Below are 18101 nucleotides of genomic sequence, written 5' to 3'. Positions count from 1 at the left end.
TCGTGAAGGGATGGATGTGACGACTGTTTTTAAGAGGGATGCATGAAAGCGATGATTCTGGCAGCAGGCAAGGGCGAGCGCCTGCGCCCGTTGACCCTGCACACGCCCAAACCGTTGGTCCGTGCCGGTGGTGTTCCGCTGATCGAATATCACCTGCACGCGTTAAAGGTAGCGGGTTTTACCGAGGTGGTGATCAACCACGCCTGGCTGGGCCAGCAGATTGAGGCGTATCTGGGCGATGGTCAGCGGCTGGGCTTGAGCATTCGCTATTCCTCCGAAGGCGAGCCGCTGGAAACCGGTGGCGGAATTTTTCGCGCGCTGCCACTGCTCGGCGACGAGCCGTTTCTGGTGGTCAATGGTGATATCTGGACCGACTGCGACTTCACGGCGTTGAATGCGCCGATCAACGGATTGGCCCATCTGGTGCTGGTGGACAACCCGCTGCATCACCCCTCGGGTGATTTCGCCCTGGTGGGTGGTGAAGTACGCGACGATGCCAGCCTTTCACGGCTGACCTACAGTGGTATCGCTGTACTGCATCCACAGTTGTTTGCCGGTTGCAGTGATGGCGCGTTCAAGCTCGCGCCGCTGTTACGTGAAGCGATGGCGAAAGGGCAGGTGACCGGTGAGCATTTCACCGGTCGCTGGGTGGACGTCGGAACCCATGAACGATTGGCGGAAGTCGAGCAGATCCTTGCGGTGAAATCCTAGATGCTCTGGCCATTCACAGTGATCGGCGGTGGCGCCGGGTATGCAATTGCCAGCATCCCCGGCGCAATGCTGGGTGCGCTGCTGGGGCAAGCGCTCGACCGGCGACTGCACGTGCAGAGCCTGGCCGAGTTGCGCGAGCGGGCCAGTGGGCGAAAAGTCCCACGGGACGACGAGCTGATTTTCATCTTGCTGGGCCGCCTGGCAAAGAGTGAAGGGCGGGTAGTCGATGGCCATATCCAGCAGGCGCGTGTCGAAATGCGTCGTCTGGACCTGAGCGAGCCTGCGACGCGTCGTGCGATTGCCGCGTTCAATCGCGGCAAGGATGGCCGCGACAATTTGCGGGTTCACCTGACGCGCCTCAAACCACAGCCCAACGCGGCGGAAGGGTTGCTGCGAGCGTGCTGGCGCATGGCCTGGGCGGACGGCAAGGCGTCCCGCACCGAGCGTGAGCTGATCGTACTGTGGGGGAAGTGGCTGGGTTGGACGGCAGACAAGGTCCAGGCGCTATCGGCGACTGAAGATGATCAACGTGCACGAGCGCCTGCCAGCAGCGGGGGGGAATATCAGGAAGCGCTGCGTTTGTTGGGCGTCAGGGAGGATTCGGAGCCTGCGCAGATCAAACGCGCGTACCGGCGGTTGTTGAGCCGTCATCACCCCGACAAAGTGGCGGGGACGGGGGCCAGTCAGGTGCAGGTGCGTGACGCCACCGAGAAAACCCGTGAGTTGCACAACGCCTATGCGGTGATTCGCGACAGGCGCGGGTTTCGATAAGGGGGGCGCAGGGCAGACTCAAAAGCAATGTCGGGGTTACTCCGCCTCCAGCCACCCACGAACCCGGCGGAATAATTGATCCTGTTCCATCGCCGAATTACCCGGAATCGCACTCAAGGCCACTTGCGTGAAACGCGAGTTCTTCACCCGTTTACTCGCGTCCAGGCGATCCTGAGCCTGCTGGCGGGGCACTGATTTTTCCTTGTTGACGAAGTCCGCCGTCGCCACCTTGAGCGTCGGCAAAATGTCGACCAAGGACGGCGTGTCCTTGCCATTCTCGACGGCAGTGACCATTACCAGCTTTTGAATGGCCGGCGCCGGACGCTCGCTTAAATACCGCGCTGCCCAATACGCCCCTGTGCCGTGCCCCAACAGGACCACGCTACGGGCTTTGTTCTGTTGTGCAAACGCGATGGCGCTGTCGATGCGTGCGAAGATTTTCTCGGCATTGGCCTTGGCGATTTCAGCCTGCGCTGCCGCTTGTGCCGCTGTCGCTGCGGCATCTGCCTCGGCCGCGGCTGCCGGGTCGGGTGCCTTGGTTTTATCTTTGTCAGCCGCAGCCTTGTCGTCCGCCGCAGGCGCGTCCGCTTCCCGTGCGAAAACGCCGTCGTTGTAGGCGTCTGGCAGGCTTAGGCTCAGACTCGCCCAACCCACGTCCGGCAGTTTGCGTCGCAGCGGACCCACCGCGTTTGGCCAGTCCGCTGACTCATCCGCGCCCGGCACAATAATCACCGCGCCTTTAGGGTCGTCCGTATTGGCCTGTTTCCACAGGGCCAGAAAGTTTTCGTCACCGGCCTGCAACTGTTGCTGCTCGGACGGCGGCACCTGGCGTTCCAGCGCTACCGCGTCTTCCTGGCTGCGTGACGGCAGCGCTGCACGTTCGACAGGCGCCTCGGCAGGCTTGTCATCCTTGGCAGGGGCGGGATCGGCTGCCATCACAAGCGACGAGCAAGGTAGTATCAGCGTCAGACAGAGCGCGGGAAACATTGCGCGAAAGGTGTAGGACATCGAATATTCCAAAGGCCAGAAACAATTCTGGCAGCCTAATGGGTTCATGGCGGTTTGTCAGGCAAGCGAATGGCGTCGGCCAATCGTGCCGCGCACCCCACACGTTTGATCAGGATTCAGAAAAGTGGAGATGACAGGTTGAGAATCCCTGTGCGGTGCCTTTGGGTTATCGGCCGTCCAATTGTGCTCTTGATGGCGATGGTCATGAGCACGTTGTTCTCCACAGCGTTTGCGGGCGTGCCGACAGTGTCTCCGGACGCCTTGAACACGGCTCAGCGTGAGTGGCTCAACCAGCGCGGCCAGTTACGTGTGGGGTTGGTGTTGCAGGCGCCGTACGCGCAATACGACAGACGCGCACAGGTGCTGTCAGGTGCGAACGTCGACCTCGTTAATCTGATGGCCAAAACCCTGCAAGTTGAATTGCTGTGGCGTAATTTCAGCGATCAGGCCGAGCTTGAAAAAGCATTGGCCGATGGGCAGATCGATTTCGCGCCGGGGCTGACCCAAACGCCTGCGGGCCTACGCATGTGGCTGTATTCAGACCCCTACATGCGGGTGCCGCAACTGGTGGTCGGTGAGCGTGATGGCTCGGGCGCCGTGGACCTTGAGAAGCTCGACAGCCAGGTGCGGATCGCCGTGCGCATGCCCAGTGCCACTGCCGACTATTTGCGCTCCAACTACACCCATTTGAATATGCAAGGCGTGCCATTGGAGCGACAAGCGCTGCAATTGTTGTTGAGCCAGCAAGCGCGCTATGCGGTGGTCGACGAGGCGCAGCTCAGCCGTTTGTCTCGCGAAAGCGAATTCGCCGGGTTGGCGGTCGTGGGCGACATTGGTTTTCCGCAACTGCTGCGAGTGGCCTCCCGTCGTGACATGCCCATACTGGCTGACATCATCAGTCAGGCACTGAGCGCTATTGCGCCGAAGGATCTGGACCAGCTGCACGCCCAGTGGCTGCAACCCAAGTACCCGCAGGTCAGCGAGATGCCTGGTCTGTGGAAAAACATTTCGTTGTTGCTGCTGGTGCTGCTGATGGCCAGCGCCGCCATCGTGTTCTGGCAGCGCAAAGAACAGCAAATATTGGAACGAGATCTGCTGGCCGCTCGCGAAGACATCGCCAAGCGCCTGGCCAATGAGGAAGCGTTGCGTCTGGCGCAGTTCTCCATCGACCAAAGCACGGTCGGGATTCTCTGGGTCAACTGGGACAGCCACGTGCGCTACGCCAATCAGGCCGCCGAGACCATGCTGGGGTATGCGCCGGGTGGTGTTGTGGATCGGCCGTTGATCGATTTCGAGCCCAACCTGAATATGGACCGCTGGCTCAACCTGTGGAAGAACGCGCGCTCCAGCGATGAGACCCCACAGAACTTCGAGAGCAATTGCGTGCGCGCCGATGGCAGCATTTTGCCCGCCGACGTGTCACTGAGTTTTTTGAGATTCCGGGATGCCGAGTATCTCGTGGTCTTCATCACCGATGTCACCGAACGGCGCCGCTCCCTTGCGGCCTTGCAAGAAAGCGAGGCGCGTCTTCAGGTGTTGGCCGAGCAACTGCGTGAGCTGTCGGCGCACCTGGAAACGGTTCGGGAAGAGGAAAAGGCGCGAATTGCGCGGGAAGTGCACGACGAACTGGGTCAGATGCTGACGGTGCTGAAGCTTGAAACGTCGATGTGTGAACTGGCCTACGCCGATCTCGATCCTGGACTGCGTGACCGATTGAACAGCATGAAGCGTTTGATTGCCCAGTTGTTTCAGTTGGTGCGAGACGTGGCCACGGCATTGCGCCCCCCTATTCTTGATGCGGGCATTGCGTCAGCTATCGAATGGCAGGCGCGACGCTTTGAAGCGCGCACACAAATTCCCTGTCTCGTCCAAGTGCCGGAAAACCTGCCGACCTTGCCTGACGCGACGGCCATTGGTCTGTTCCGTATTCTTCAAGAGTCGCTCACCAACGTCATGCGTCACGCCCAAGCCCATACTGTCGAGCTGAATCTGAGCCTCAGCCACGACGTGTTGTGCATGAGTGTGGCGGACGATGGACGGGGTTTCGATCAACGAGAAGAACGGCCTGCATCGTTCGGTCTGGTGGGAATACGCGAGCGGGTGTTGATCATGGGCGGACGATTGCAACTGGACAGCACGCTGGGAGAAGGCACAACCTTGCGTATCTACATTCCGCTGGAACAGGTCGCTCAGGAGCACGTGCAGTGATTCGCGTATTGGTCGCCGAAGACCACACCATCGTTCGTGAAGGCATCAAGCAGTTGATCGGTCTGGCCAAAGACCTGCAAGTGGCGGGGGAGGCCAGCAACGGCGAGCAGTTGCTGGAGGCCTTGCGTCACACCGAGTGCGAGGTTGTGCTGCTGGACATTTCCATGCCGGGCGTTAACGGGCTTGAGGCCATCCCAAGAATCCGAGCGTTGAACAACCCGCCTGCGATTCTGGTGTTGTCGATGCACGATGAGGCCCAGATGGCTGCCCGCGCGTTGAAGATCGGCGCGGCGGGGTATGCGACCAAAGACAGCGACCCGGCATTGTTGCTGACGGCGATCCGACGGGTGGCGTCGGGCGGGCGTTACATCGATCCAGACCTGGCCGATCGCATGGTCTTCGAGGTGGGGCTGACCGACAGTCGGCCGTTGCACTCGCTGTTGTCCGAACGCGAGTTTTCGGTGTTCGAGCGTCTGGCCCAGGGCGCCAACGTCAACGACATCGCCCAGCAACTGGCGCTAAGTAGCAAGACCATCAGTACCCACAAGGCGCGTCTGATGCAGAAGCTCAACATTACCTCGCTGGCCGAGCTGGTGAAGTACGCGATGGAGCATAAGCTGGTCTGAAAGCGACATCCTCGCCGACGCTGTTTATCCCTGTGGGTGCGAATTCATTCGCGATACGTTGGTTCTGATCACACAGATGTGGCGTCTGAACATCTGTCATCCCGAATGAATTCGGTCCCACAGGTACGGTGTCTGTTCCAGCGAGGTAATCCGTCTGACAAGAGATACAAAAAAGGCCTACAAGCTAACGTATCTATTCCCGCCATCCGTGTAGGGCAATCCCTACACAGAACCTTCCATCTCGCTTAGGCCAATCTCTCCTACGCCCCGATTTGCGCGGCCTGTAGCCTCATCTAGGCTTGTTCCCACGGTTGATTAAACAAAGGTGTGGGTAATGAGCAACGTCGATTCAAGCGCTGGGGCGAATGATGTTCTGGTCAGCTTTCGTGGTGTGCAAAAGAGCTACGACGGCGAAGCCCTGATCGTCAAAGACCTCAACCTGGACATTCGCAAAGGCGAATTTCTCACCCTGCTGGGGCCGTCGGGTTCTGGCAAGACCACCAGCCTGATGATGCTCGCCGGTTTCGAAACGCCGACTGCGGGCGAGATCCTGCTGGCGGGTCGTTCGATCAACAACGTGCCGCCGCACAAGCGCGACATCGGCATGGTGTTCCAGAACTACGCGCTGTTCCCGCACATGACGGTGGCCGAGAACCTGGCCTTCCCGCTGTCGGTGCGTGGCATGAGCAAAACTGACGTCGCCGAGAAGGTCAAACGTGCGCTGGACATGGTGCAGCTCGGCGCGTTGTCCCATCGTTATCCGGCGCAGATGTCCGGGGGCCAGCAGCAACGTGTGGCCCTGGCCCGCGCGCTGGTGTTCGAGCCGCAACTGGTGTTGATGGATGAACCCCTCGGCGCCCTTGACAAGCAATTGCGCGAACACATGCAGATGGAAATCAAACACCTGCATCAGCGCCTGGGCGTGACTGTGGTCTACGTGACCCACGATCAGGGCGAAGCGCTGACCATGTCGGACCGCGTGGCGGTTTTCCATCAAGGCGAAATCCAGCAAATCGCCCCGCCGCGTACCCTCTACGAAGAGCCGAAGAACACCTTCGTCGCCAACTTCATAGGCGAAAACAATCGCATCAACGGCACCTTGCTCAGCCAGACCGGTGACCGTTGCCTGGTGACGTTGGGCCGCGGCGAGAAGGTTGAGGCGCTGGCAGTCAACGTGGGCGCTGCGGGCAGTCCGGTGACGCTGTCGATCCGCCCTGAACGCGTGAATCTGAACGGTCGCAGCGAAAGTTGCGTGAACCGCTTCTCCGGCCGCGTCGCTGAATTCATCTATCTGGGCGACCACGTGCGTGTACGTCTGGAAGTGGCCGGTAAAACCGATTTCTTCGTCAAGCAGCCGATTGCCGAGCTGGACCCGGCATTGAGCGTTGGCGACGTTGTGCCCATTGGATGGCAGGTCGAGCACGCACGCGCGCTGGACCCTTTGCAGGAAGCGCATTGATTCATCTGCGGTATGCGTAACCCGATGCACCCAGAGGCGAACGAATCGCCCCATTGCTTAACCAACATTGTTCGTGGAGAGAAAAACAAATGCTCAAGACATTGAAGCTCACCGCCCTTTCGGTCGGCATGATGTGCGCGGCGCAAGCCATGGCGGCCGACCTGACTGTCATTTCCTTCGGTGGTGCGAACAAGGCGGCTCAGGAAAAGGCCTTCTATGCACCTTGGGAAAAAGCGGGCAACGGCAAGATCATTGCCGGTGAGTACAACGGTGAAATGGCCAAAGTCAAAGCGATGGTCGACACCAAAAGCGTGACCTACGACCTGGTAGAAGTTGAATCCCCAGAGCTGTCCCGTGGTTGCGACGAAGACATGTTCGAAGAGATCGACCCGGCCATTCTGGGCAAGAAAGAAGATTACGTACCAGGCGCCATTCAGACCTGCGGCGTGGGCTTCTTCGTGTGGTCGACCGTGCTGGCTTACAACGCCGACAAACTGAAAACCGCACCAACCAGTTGGGCTGATTTCTGGAACACTGAAAAATTCCCGGGCAAGCGTGGCCTGCGCAAAGGCGCCAAATACACCCTGGAATTCGCACTGATGGCCGACGGCGTTGCACCGAAAGACGTCTACAAAGTGCTGGCCAGCAAAGACGGTCAGGACCGCGCCTTCAAGATGCTCGACAAGCTCAAGCCAAACATTCAGTGGTGGGAGGCCGGTGCTCAGCCGCCGCAATTCCTGCAATCGGGTGACGTTGTAATGAGCTCGGCCTACAACGGCCGTATCGCTGCGGTACAAAAAGAAAGCAACCTGAAAATCGTCTGGACCGGCGGCGTCTACGACTTCGACTCCTGGGCCATTCCGAAGGGCGCGAAAAACGTAGCAGAAGCCAAGAAATTCCTTGCCTACACCCTCCAGCCAGAGCAACAAAAGACCTATTCCGAGAACATCGCTTACGGTCCGGCCAACTCCCAGGCTGTCAGCCTGTTGACCGCCGACAACCAGAAAAACATGCCCACCACCCCTGAGAACATCAAGGATCAGGTGCAGTTGAGCGTGAGCTTCTGGACCGACAACGGCGAGTCGCTGGAGCAGCGCTTCAACGCTTGGGCTGCCAAGTAAGACCCATGCGGTAAACCGCTTGGACAGAAATTGTGGGAGCCGCTTGCTGCGGGCGGCTCCCACAGACGGATTTTCGTCCATGCCATTTTTGCGTCAGACCCGGATGTGACTGTTCTTTCTCATCGAGTAAACAGTCCCATCCTTTGTTGAAAGATTTCGGAGTTCGCTATGGCCACCGCCGTGCCCCTGACTGAAGGCGCCAGCCCGACCTTGAAGCAACGCCTGGCCCGTGCCGAGCGCGTCAACCGCTGGAAGGCTCAGGCGCTGATCGCGCCATTGGCGATTTTCCTGTTGCTGGTCTTTCTCGTGCCGATTGCGGCACTGCTCTACAAGAGCGTGAACAACCCCGAAGTGGTCGGCGGCATGCCGCTCACCGTGACTGAAGTGGCCAAGTGGGACGGTAAAGGCTTACCTCCTGAAGCGGTCTACAAGGCAGCGAGCCAGGATCTGGCCGAAGCCCGTAAAAACCAGACGCTTGGCGACCTGTCTAAACGTCTGAACCAGGAGCTGGCCGGTTATCGCAGCCTGCTGACCAAAACCGCTCGCGCCCTGCCATTCAGCGAAGAACCCGCCTCTTATAAAGAAGGTCTGGAGGCCATCGACGAGCGTTGGGGCGATCCTGCGTACTGGCAGGCGATCCGTCGTAACACCTCAAGCTTCACCGCCTATTATCTGCTGGCGTCGGTCGATCATCGTATCGACGACCTCGGCGAAATCGCCCCCGCGACCCCGGATCAAGCGATCTACCTCGACATCTTCGCCCGCACCTTCTGGATGGGCTTGGTGATCACCGTGATCTGCCTGTTCCTCGCGTACCCGCTGGCTTACCTGCTGGCGAACCTGCCTGCACGCCAGAGCAACCTGTTGATGATTCTGGTGCTGTTGCCGTTCTGGACGTCAATTCTGGTGCGGGTGGCCGCGTGGATCGTATTGCTGCAATCCGGCGGCCTGATCAACGGCGCGCTGATGGCCATGGGCATTATCGACAAGCCGCTGGAACTGGTATTCAACCGGGTCGGCGTGTACATCTCGATGGTCCACATCATGCTGCCGTTCATGATTCTACCGATCTACAGCGTGATGAAGGGCATCTCGCCGACCTACATGCGTGCCGCGATTTCCCTGGGCTGCAACCCATTCGCCAGCTTCTGGCGGGTGTACTTCCCGCAAACCTACGCTGGCGTGGGCGCAGGCTGCCTGTTGGTGTTCATCCTCGCGATTGGTTACTACATCACCCCGGCGCTGCTTGGCAGCCCGAACGATCAGATGGTCAGCTACTTCGTCGCTTTCTATACCAACACCAGTATCAACTGGGGCATGGCGACCGCGTTGGGTGGCTTGCTGCTGCTGGCAACTGTCGTGCTGTACCTGATTTATAGCTGGCTGGTTGGCGCCAGCCGCCTGCGTCTGAGCTGAGGAGAATGACCATGTTGAGCCCTTATTCCTCGCCCACCGAGCGGGTCTGGTACTACACGCTGCGCATCCTGTGCGGGCTGATTCTGCTGTTTCTGGTGCTGCCCGTGCTGGTCATCGTGCCACTGTCGTTCAACTCGGGCAGTTTTTTGGTGTACCCGTTGCAAGGTTTCTCGCTGCATTGGTATCAGGACTTCTTCGGCTCAGCCGAATGGATGCGTTCGCTGAAAAACAGCCTGATCGTCGCTCCGGCCTCCACGCTACTCGCCATGGGCTTCGGCACGCTGGCGGCGATTGGCCTGACCCGCAGCAACTTTCCCGGTAAATCGCTGGTGATGGCGTTGGTGATCTCGCCGATGGTCGTGCCGGTGGTGATCATCGGCGTGGCGAGTTACCTGTTCTTCGCGCCGTTGGGGCTGGGCAACAGCTATATCTCGCTGATTCTGGTGCACGCCGTGTTGGGTGTGCCGTTCGTGATCATCACGGTGTCGGCCACGCTGCAAGGCTTCAACTATAACCTGGTGCGTGCGGCCGCGAGCCTCGGTGCGTCGCCCGTGACCACCTTCCGCCGCGTGACCCTGCCACTGATCGCGCCGGGTGTGATCTCGGGGGCGCTGTTCGCTTTCGCGACGTCGTTCGATGAAGTCGTGGTCACGCTGTTCCTCGCCGGTCCCGAGCAAGCGACCCTGCCTCGGCAGATGTTCAGCGGCATTCGCGAAAACCTCAGTCCGACCATTGCTGCCGCGGCGACCCTGCTGATTGGCTTCTCGGTGCTGTTGCTTCTGCTTCTGGAATGGCTGCGCGGGCGTAGTGAGAAGTTGCGCACCTCGGCGGAGTGATCCGTTTGAGCTGAAATGCTTTCCCCTGGGGAGCCGGCTTGCTGGCGAAAGCGGAATGTCTGTGCCGACTTTGGTGACTGACTCGCCGGATTCGCCAGCAAGCCGACTCCCACAACGTTTTGATCGTGCCCACGCTCTGCGTGGGCATGCATCCCGTGACGCTCTGCGTCGCCCTCCAATCCGTTAAACTTCACCGCTCCTCACCTCGCCACGGAGCCCCTCGGTGAACGTCAACGATGCCAGTTTCGAAGAACTGCTCAACGCTTTGCACGATGGCGTGTACATCACCGACGGCCAGGGCACGACGCTCAAGGTCAACCACGCCTACGAACGGCTCACTGGCCTGAGTGGCGCGGACCTCATTGGCCGTTCGATGCAGGCGTTGGTGAAGGAGGGCGTCATCTCGCAATCGGCGTCATTGCGCGTTTTGCAGGAAGGCCGCCCCGTCTCGGTGATGCAGAGCCTGAGCCAGGGGAAAAAGCTCCTCGTCAGTGCCACGCCAATTCTTGACGCTGATCACCGCATTTCCTACGTCGTCAGCACCGTGCGCGACATGACCGAACTGCTGCGCATGAAGCACGAGCGTGATGAGCTTCAACAGCTCAAACAACTGCGCAACAGCACTGCCAAGCTTCACGCCGGTCAGCGGGACAACTTGCTGCACTCGCCACTGATGGCCGATCAGGAAGTGTCTGGTCGCGTGTTCGCATTGGCCCGTCAAGTCGCCAGCAGCTCGGTCAAAGTCCTGCTGCAAGGCGAGACCGGCGTGGGTAAAACCCTCGTCGCGCAGTTCATCCACAACGCTAGCCCCCGGGCCAGCGAGCCGTTTCTGGCGCTGAACTGTGGTGCGCTGCCTGAGAACCTGATAGAGGCCGAGCTGTTCGGCTATGCCCCCGGCGCGTTCACCGGGGCGGGGCCGAAGGGCAAGCGCGGCCTGCTGGAACTCGCGCATCACGGCACACTGTTTCTCGACGAAATCGGCGATTTGCCGCTCCCGGTGCAGGTCAAGCTGCTCAAGGTCATCGAAGAAAATCGCTTCATCCCCGTCGGTGGGCTGGAGCTGAAGGAAGTGGATGTACGCATCATCAGCGCCACGCATCACGATCTCAAGCAATTGGTGGCCGAAGGGAAGTTTCGCGCCGACCTGTTTTATCGCCTGAACGTCGTGCCGATCGGTATCCCGGCCCTGCGCGAGCGCAGCGAAGAGATCCCGCCATTGCTGCATTACTACCTCGACAGCTTCAACACCCGCTACGAACGGCAGGTGCAATGGAGCCTCGAAGCCCTCGACCTGATGTGCGAGTACGCCTGGCCAGGCAACATTCGCGAGTTGATCAACATTGTTGAGCGATTAGTGGTCACCAACCAGAGCGGCACCATCGAAGCGCTGGATCTGCCCGAGGAGATCCTCAACCTCAATCCGCAGAGCACCGACGACAGCCGTCTGCCGCTGCGCAAAGTATTGGAGAACGCCGAGCGCTCGGCGATCAAGGCGGCGTTGCAGATGCACAAGACCACGCGGCTTGCGGCCAAGGCGCTGGGTGTAAGTCAGGCAACCGTGGTGCAGAAGATGAAGCGCTGGGAACGCTCTGATTAGCATTTCAATCAAGCCCGTCTGATTCGATCAGAAAGCTGATCAAGACTGGCCGGTCAAACCCCTTCAAACACCGCGTGATTCTCGCAAAGCCTTCTAGCACGGGGCTTTGCGAGGGTTGGCACAGCTTTAGCTATTTCCTTCGGCACGTCTTCCAATAAAACAACGCACACAGGACGAGCCCGATGAGCCTCTCTGCCTCTCAAATCAGCGCCTTCAAAATCGCCAACAAACTGATTACTGGCCAAGCCGCCATCGAACAGTTGGCTGGCGAACTGACTCGCCTCAACGTCAATAACCCCCTAATCGTCACAGACGCCATTCTGGTCAAGTCCGGCACCGTCGACCTTGCGCTGGCGCAACTGGGTGGTCGTCGTTACGGCATCTTCGATCAAGTCAAACCCGAGCCTGAAATTTCCATCGTCGAAGACTGTACCCGCGCCTTTCGCGAAGGCGGTCATGATGGCCTCATTGGTCTGGGTGGCGGCAGCGCCATCGACATCGCCAAGGGCGTTGCGGCGTTTGCCGGTCACGAGGGGCCGCTGGCCGAGTTGTTCGGTGTCGATCTGGTAAAACGCAAAGGCCCTGCGCTGATCGCGATCCCGACCACCGCAGGCACCGGTTCGGAAGTGACCAACGTGGCGATCTTCTCCGATAAAGAGGCCCAACTGAAAAAGGGCATCGTCAGCGATTACCTGCTGCCGGATGTCGCCCTCGTCAGCCCGGTCATGACCCTCACTTGCCCACGCAGCGTGACGGCGGCCAGCGGCGTGGACGCACTGGTGCACGCGGTCGAGTCGTACCTGTCGGTCAACGCCTCGCCGATCACTGACGCCATTGCCCTTGGCGCCATCAAGCTGATCGCCAAGGCTCTGCCCAAGGCCTACGCCAACCCGGCCAATCTGCAAGCCCGCGAAGACATGGCCACTGCCAGCCTCATGGCGGGCATGTCCTTCGGCAACGCGGGCGTAGGCGCTGTGCATGCGTTGGCGTATCCCTTGGGCGGTCGTTTCAACATCGCCCATGGCGTCAGCAATGCCTTGCTACTCCCCTACGTGATGGAGTGGAACAAGATGGCCTGCGTCGAGCGTTTCCGTGACATCGCCGAAGCCATGGGCGTGCGGGTTGCTGATCTGAGCGATAAAGACGCCGCCGATCAGGCCGTCAAAGCCATGGCCGACCTGTGCGCCGCCGTCGATATCCCGACAGGCATGCGCAGTTTCAACGTGCCGGAAGACGCGATCCCGGCCATGGCCGAAGAGGCCAGTAAAATCGACCGCCTGATGCGCAACAACCCTCGCCAATTGACCGCCGCTGATATCGAGAAGATCTACCGCGCCGCTTACTGATCCCAGAAACACAACGCCCGATCCAGCGGTTCGGGCGTATGCCGCGACACGACCCAGAAATAAGACCAATAAAACAGGTACACAGCATGTCCAACTCTCCTCAACAGCGGAGCGAAAGCCCGTACATCCCGCTCGGCCCATTCAAGGTCCGGTTGCCGTTCATTCACTACAAGTTCGAGATGCCGGATTACCTGCAAGGTCTGCTGATGTGTGCAGTGGACCTGGCGGCCATTCCGTTGATGACTGAACTGCTCGGCATGCCATTCGAAGTGGCGCTGGCGGTCGTCATGCTCAACGGTTTGCTCTACCTGACACACCACCTGCTGGGCGACCCGACCGTTCCCGGCTGGATCACCCCTGCCGTTCCTTTGCTGATGGCCTACTGCGCGCAATTCCCCATGGGGCCGGAGCGTGTTCATGCGCTGATTGCCTTTCAGTTAATGCTCGGGGTGTTCTCGATAGCACTCGGCGCGACGGGCATGGCGAGGAAGGTCGTCGAATACGTGCCCCCGGCGATCAAGTCTGGAATCATCGTGGGCGCCGGTCTGAGTGCGGTGATTGCAGTATTTCAGGTCGGCGGCAAATTCAACGTACTGCCCTGGACCATTTCCATCGCCGTCGGCATCGCGTTCTACCTGATCTTCTCGCAGCACTTCAACGAGCTGAAACAGCGCAACCGCTTCTGGTGGAACTTCGCCAAACTGGGGATTCTGCCGATCATCCTGCTGGCCGTGGTCATTGCACCGTTGTTCGGCGAAGCGCCGTGGCCGACCATTCAATGGGGCATCAGCAAGCCGGACTTCGCCGGGCTGTGGCACAACTACACCGTTTTTGGGCTGGGCATGCCGCCACTGTCGATGTTCATCTCGGCCCTGCCGACCATGCTGGCGGTGTACATCATCGTGTTTGGCGACGTGCTGAGTGCGAAATCGCTGCTCGATGAGGCGGAAACGGTGCGTACCGACGAAGTCGTCGATTACAACCCGGATCGTGCTCACTGGATCTTTGGCGCGCGTAACGCCTTCATGAGCATCTTTGGCCCGGATGTCGCCATGTGTGGACCGAAATGGGCGGCGATGTTGGTCGTGGTGATCGAGCGTTTCAAAGGCGGCCCGAAAGCCATGCAGTCGATCATCGGCGGCGTGGGCTCGTTCCGTTGGGGCACCAACACCGGTTTGCTGCTGTTGCCAGTCGTGACGCTGGTGCAGCCAATTTTGGGTGTGGCGTTGTCGCTGACTCTGCTGATTCAAGGTTACGTAAGCGTGCGCTTGGGTATCCTCGAAGCCCGTAGCCAGCGCGACTTGGGGATCGCGGGCGTGATCGGCGCAGTGTTGGCGATCAAGGGCGCGAGCTGGGCGTTCGGGATTGGCGTGGTGCTGTGCCTGCTGATCTACGGCAAGAATTTCTTCAAGGGCGAAGTGGACGGCACGTTCAGCAAGGACTTGAAAGCGGTGGATGCCAAGCCAGCGGCCAAGGCTGAGCGCGTGAAGGAAGAAGCGTTGGTGGATTGATCGACACACATCACCTGTGAGCTGTAAACACGGGCCCTGTAGGAGCGAATTCATTCGCGATTGGCCGGTACATCCAATCCATCTCTTTCGGATGTACCACCGCATGTTGATCGTGCCCACGCTCCCACGTGGGAATGCCGCTTGCGACGCTCTGCGTCGCACTGACGCAGGAGCGTCAGGTGCCGCGTGCCCACCGGGAGCGTGGGTACGATCAAGTCCGGCGGACTGCTGCAGGGGGCGTGCGCATCAGTTACATTGCGACTACATGCCCCCGCATTCATCCGCCACACACACCATGTTTCAAACTCTTGGAGTACAATGCGCGCCACCGTGATTTCGCTCAAAAAAGGTGCGTCATGCAGCCCTTCGCTATTGCTCCGTCGATTCTGTCCGCCGATTTCGCCCGTCTGGGGCAGGAAGTCGACAATGTTCTGGCCGCTGGCGCCGACATCGTTCACTTCGACGTCATGGACAACCACTACGTCCCCAACCTCACCATCGGCCCGATGGTCTGCGCGGCACTGCGTAAATACGGCATCACTGCACCGATCGACGTGCACCTGATGGTCAGCCCGGTCGACCGCATCATCGGCGACTTCGTCGAAGCCGGTGCGACCTACATCACTTTCCACCCGGAAGCGACCCAGCACATCGACCGTTCCTTGCAACTGATCCGCGAAGCGGGCTGCAAGTCCGGTCTGGTATTCAACCCGGCGACCCCGTTGAACCTGCTTGAGTACGTCATGGACAAGGTCGACATGATCCTGCTCATGAGCGTCAACCCAGGTTTCGGCGGTCAGAAATTCATCCCCGGCACGCTCAACAAGTTGCGCGAAGCCCGCGCGCTGATCGATGCGTCCGGTCGTGACATCCGTCTGGAAATCGATGGCGGCGTCAACGTCAACAACATCCGCGAAATCGCCGCCGCTGGCGCGGACACCTTCGTGGCAGGCTCGGCCATTTTCAATGCGCCTGACTACAAAGAAGTCATTGAAAAGATGCGTGCAGAACTGGCGTTGGCGCGCTGATGAGCGGCTTCGAACAGCTGTTTCCAGGTCGCCTGCCCAAACTGATCATGTTCGATCTGGATGGCACGCTGGTCGACTCGGTGCCGGATCTGGCCGCAGCTGTGGACAAGACACTGATCCAGCTCGGTCGCGCACCTGCCGGTATCGAGCGGGTTCGCGACTGGATCGGCAATGGCGTGCGGGTACTGGTACGTCGCGCGCTGGCCAACGACATGGATCACTCGGCGGTCGATGAGGCCGAGACCGAGCAAGCCTTGGCCATCTTCATGGAAGCCTACGGCGACAATCACTCGTTGACCCGGGTTTACCCGGGCGTGCGTGAGACGCTCAAGTGGCTGCAAAAGCAGGGTGTCGAAATGGCCCTGATCACCAACAAGCCGGAACGCTTTGTCGCGCCGCTGCTGGATGACATGAAGCTGGGACGATTCTTCCGCTGGATCGTCGGCGGCGACACGCTTCCCCAGCAGAAGCCCGATCCGGCTGCGCTGTTTTTCGTCATGAAAATGTCCGGTATTCCGGGGTCGCAATCGCTGTTCGTGGGTGACTCGCGCAATGACGTGTTGGCGGCCAAGGCCGCTGGCGTAGCGTGTGTCGCGTTGAGCTACGGCTACAACCATGGACGCCCGATTGCCGAAGAATCTCCGGCGCTGGTCATCGACGACTTGCGCAAACTGATTCCCGGTTGCTTAGAGGCTGGGGCTGAGATAACGTTGCCCGACGTTCAAGCCCCCTCCTTTAGAGAATCCATCGTGGTGGTCACTCGCAAACTCTGGATGAAAGTCATCAAGGCCTTGGCCCGCTGGCGTTGGCGCGCCTGACTTGAATCTGGCCGCACCTGCGGCGCGTTTGCACACCTGACCGTTTTACCCTCAGACCACGAGGCTGATCATGACCCGCGAAGAATTCCTGCGTTTGGCCGCTGAAGGCTACAACCGCATTCCGCTTGCCCTTGAAACCATCGCTGACTTCGACACGCCGCTGTCGATCTACCTGAAACTTGCCGATGAGCCGAACTCCTATCTATTGGAGTCGGTGCAGGGCGGCGAGAAGTGGGGGCGTTATTCGATCATCGGCCTGCCGTGCCGCACCGTGATGCGTGTGCACGATCATACCGTCAGCGTGACCCATGACGGTGTCGAGACCGAGCGTATGGAGGTTGAAGACCCGCTGGCTTTCGTCGAGACCTTCAAAGCGCGTTACAACGTGCCGACCATCCCTGGCCTGCCGCGCTTCAACGGCGGTCTGGTGGGTTACTTCGGTTATGACTGCGTGCGTTACGTCGAACCGCGTCTGGGCAAATGCCCGAACCCTGATCCAGTGGGCGTGCCTGACATTCTGCTGATGGTGTCCGACGCCGTGGTGGTGTTCGACAACCTGGCGGGCAAGATGCACGCCATCGTGCTGGTCGATCCGACGCAACCGGAAGCCTTTGAAAATGGTCGCGCGCGCCTCGATCGATTGATGGATAAATTGCGTCAGCCGATCACGCCACGTCGCGGTCTGGACCTGACTCGTCCACAGGCGGCCGATCCGGTATTTCGCTCCAGCTTCACTCAGGGCGACTACGAAAAAGCCGTCGACACCATCAAGGAATACATCCTGGCGGGCGACTGCATGCAGGTGGTGCCGTCGCAGCGCATGTCCATCGATTTCAAGGCCGCGCCGATCGATCTGTATCGCGCGCTGCGCTGCTTTAACCCAACGCCGTACATGTATTTCTTCAACTTCGGCGACTTCCACGTTGTCGGCAGTTCGCCGGAAGTGCTGGTGCGGGTCGAAGACAACCTGATCACCGTGCGTCCTATTGCCGGGACACGCCCTCGCGGCGCGACCGAAGAAGCCGACCACGCGCTGGAAGTCGACCTGCTGTCCGACGACAAGGAAATTGCCGAGCACTTGATGCTCATTGATCTGGGCCGTAATGACACCGGGCGCGTCTCCGAGATCGGTTCGGTGAAATTGACCGAGAAGATGGTCATCGAGCGTTATTCCAACGTGATGCACATCGTGTCCAACGTCACCGGCCAGTTGAAGGAAGGCCTGAGTGCGATGGACGCTTTGCGGGCGATTCTGCCAGCGGGCACGTTGTCTGGTGCGCCGAAAATTCGGGCGATGGAAATCATCGACGAACTGGAGCCGGTCAAACGTGGCGTTTACGGTGGCGCGGTGGGCTATCTGGCATGGAACGGCAACATGGATACCGCCATCGCGATCCGGACCGCTGTGATCAAAAATGGCGAGCTGCACGTGCAGGCGGGCGGCGGTATCGTGGCCGACTCTGTGCCTGCGCTGGAGTGGGAAGAGACCCTCAACAAGCGCCGTGCGATGTTCCGCGCCGTGGCGTTGGCAGAGCAGACGCCTGAGGCCTGATCGCTGCCGGGAACGGCGCCTCGCGCGCCGTTTGTCTCGATGTGCGCTGATCCGCTTTCTGTGCGCTGTTCTGACTGCATCCAATGGGATTTT

The 18101-nt window shown here is 59.8% G+C and carries 15 protein-coding genes; 14 read left to right on the top strand and 1 reads right to left on the bottom strand.

Annotated features, from left to right (window positions below; genetic code table 11):
• The first annotated feature begins 42 nt into the window (after positions 1–42).
• Positions 43–711, top strand: a complete 669-nt coding sequence (gene murU, locus ACI5GA_RS13895; protein ID WP_421423011.1) for an N-acetylmuramate alpha-1-phosphate uridylyltransferase MurU — start codon at positions 43–45, stop codon at positions 709–711.
• The gene (locus tag ACI5GA_RS13890; RefSeq protein WP_421423010.1) at positions 712–1482 is read left to right on the top strand and encodes a DnaJ domain-containing protein; all 771 of its coding nucleotides are present in this window, start codon (positions 712–714) and stop codon (positions 1480–1482) included.
• A 36-nt stretch (positions 1483–1518) separates the two neighbouring features.
• On the opposite strand, the gene ACI5GA_RS13885 is transcribed toward ACI5GA_RS13890, so the two are convergent.
• A complete protein-coding gene (locus tag ACI5GA_RS13885) occupies positions 1519–2490 on the bottom strand; it encodes an alpha/beta hydrolase family protein (protein WP_404640181.1) in 972 nt (323 codons plus the stop codon).
• Between the two features lie 69 nt (positions 2491–2559).
• Here ACI5GA_RS13885 and ACI5GA_RS13880 point away from each other — a divergent pair, with 69 nt between their 5' ends.
• The 12 genes from ACI5GA_RS13880 (at position 2560) to trpE (ending at position 18008) form a co-directional block, all read left to right on the top strand.
• The gene (locus ACI5GA_RS13880) at positions 2560–4698 is read left to right on the top strand and encodes a PAS domain-containing sensor histidine kinase (protein ID WP_421423009.1); all 2139 of its coding nucleotides are present in this window, start codon (positions 2560–2562) and stop codon (positions 4696–4698) included.
• Positions 4695–5324 carry a response regulator gene (locus ACI5GA_RS13875; protein ID WP_404640177.1) on the top strand — a complete coding sequence of 210 codons (630 nt, stop codon included), beginning with the start codon at positions 4695–4697 and terminating at the stop codon, positions 5322–5324. The genes ACI5GA_RS13880 and ACI5GA_RS13875 overlap by 4 nt, the downstream gene beginning before the upstream one ends.
• 334 nt (positions 5325–5658) lie before the next feature.
• A complete protein-coding gene (locus ACI5GA_RS13870; RefSeq protein ID WP_404640175.1) occupies positions 5659–6783 on the top strand; it encodes an ABC transporter ATP-binding protein in 1125 nt (374 codons plus the stop codon).
• An 89-nt stretch (positions 6784–6872) separates the two neighbouring features.
• Positions 6873–7904, top strand: coding sequence for a polyamine ABC transporter substrate-binding protein (locus ACI5GA_RS13865; RefSeq protein ID WP_404640173.1), 1032 nt, complete (start codon positions 6873–6875; stop codon positions 7902–7904).
• Between the two features lie 168 nt (positions 7905–8072).
• Positions 8073–9320: an ABC transporter permease gene (locus ACI5GA_RS13860; RefSeq protein WP_404640171.1), complete on the top strand. Its 1248-nt coding sequence runs from the start codon at positions 8073–8075 to the stop codon at positions 9318–9320.
• Between the two features lie 11 nt (positions 9321–9331).
• Complete coding sequence (locus ACI5GA_RS13855; RefSeq protein ID WP_404640169.1) at positions 9332–10156, top strand: ABC transporter permease; 825 nt, start codon at positions 9332–9334, stop codon at positions 10154–10156.
• A 223-nt stretch (positions 10157–10379) separates the two neighbouring features.
• Positions 10380–11753, top strand: coding sequence for a sigma-54 interaction domain-containing protein (locus tag ACI5GA_RS13850; protein ID WP_421423008.1), 1374 nt, complete (start codon positions 10380–10382; stop codon positions 11751–11753).
• A 182-nt stretch (positions 11754–11935) separates the two neighbouring features.
• A complete protein-coding gene (locus tag ACI5GA_RS13845; protein WP_421423007.1) occupies positions 11936–13099 on the top strand; it encodes an iron-containing alcohol dehydrogenase in 1164 nt (387 codons plus the stop codon).
• 86 nt (positions 13100–13185) lie between these two features.
• Complete coding sequence (locus ACI5GA_RS13840; RefSeq protein WP_404640163.1) at positions 13186–14610, top strand: hypothetical protein; 1425 nt, start codon at positions 13186–13188, stop codon at positions 14608–14610.
• A 356-nt stretch (positions 14611–14966) separates the two neighbouring features.
• Complete coding sequence (rpe, locus tag ACI5GA_RS13835) at positions 14967–15638, top strand: ribulose-phosphate 3-epimerase (RefSeq protein WP_421423006.1); 672 nt, start codon at positions 14967–14969, stop codon at positions 15636–15638.
• A complete protein-coding gene (locus tag ACI5GA_RS13830; protein ID WP_404640159.1) occupies positions 15638–16456 on the top strand; it encodes a phosphoglycolate phosphatase in 819 nt (272 codons plus the stop codon). Before rpe ends, ACI5GA_RS13830 begins: the two co-directional genes overlap by 1 nt.
• A 70-nt stretch (positions 16457–16526) precedes the next feature.
• Positions 16527–18008, top strand: coding sequence for an anthranilate synthase component I (gene trpE, locus ACI5GA_RS13825; protein WP_421423005.1), 1482 nt, complete (start codon positions 16527–16529; stop codon positions 18006–18008).
• The last annotated feature ends 93 nt before the right edge of the window (positions 18009–18101 follow it).

This window comes from Pseudomonas sp. Pseu.R1 (genome assembly GCF_045764065.1).
GTDB lineage: Bacteria > Pseudomonadota > Gammaproteobacteria > Pseudomonadales > Pseudomonadaceae > Aquipseudomonas.
This window is presented reverse-complemented; position numbering and strand designations above follow the sequence as displayed.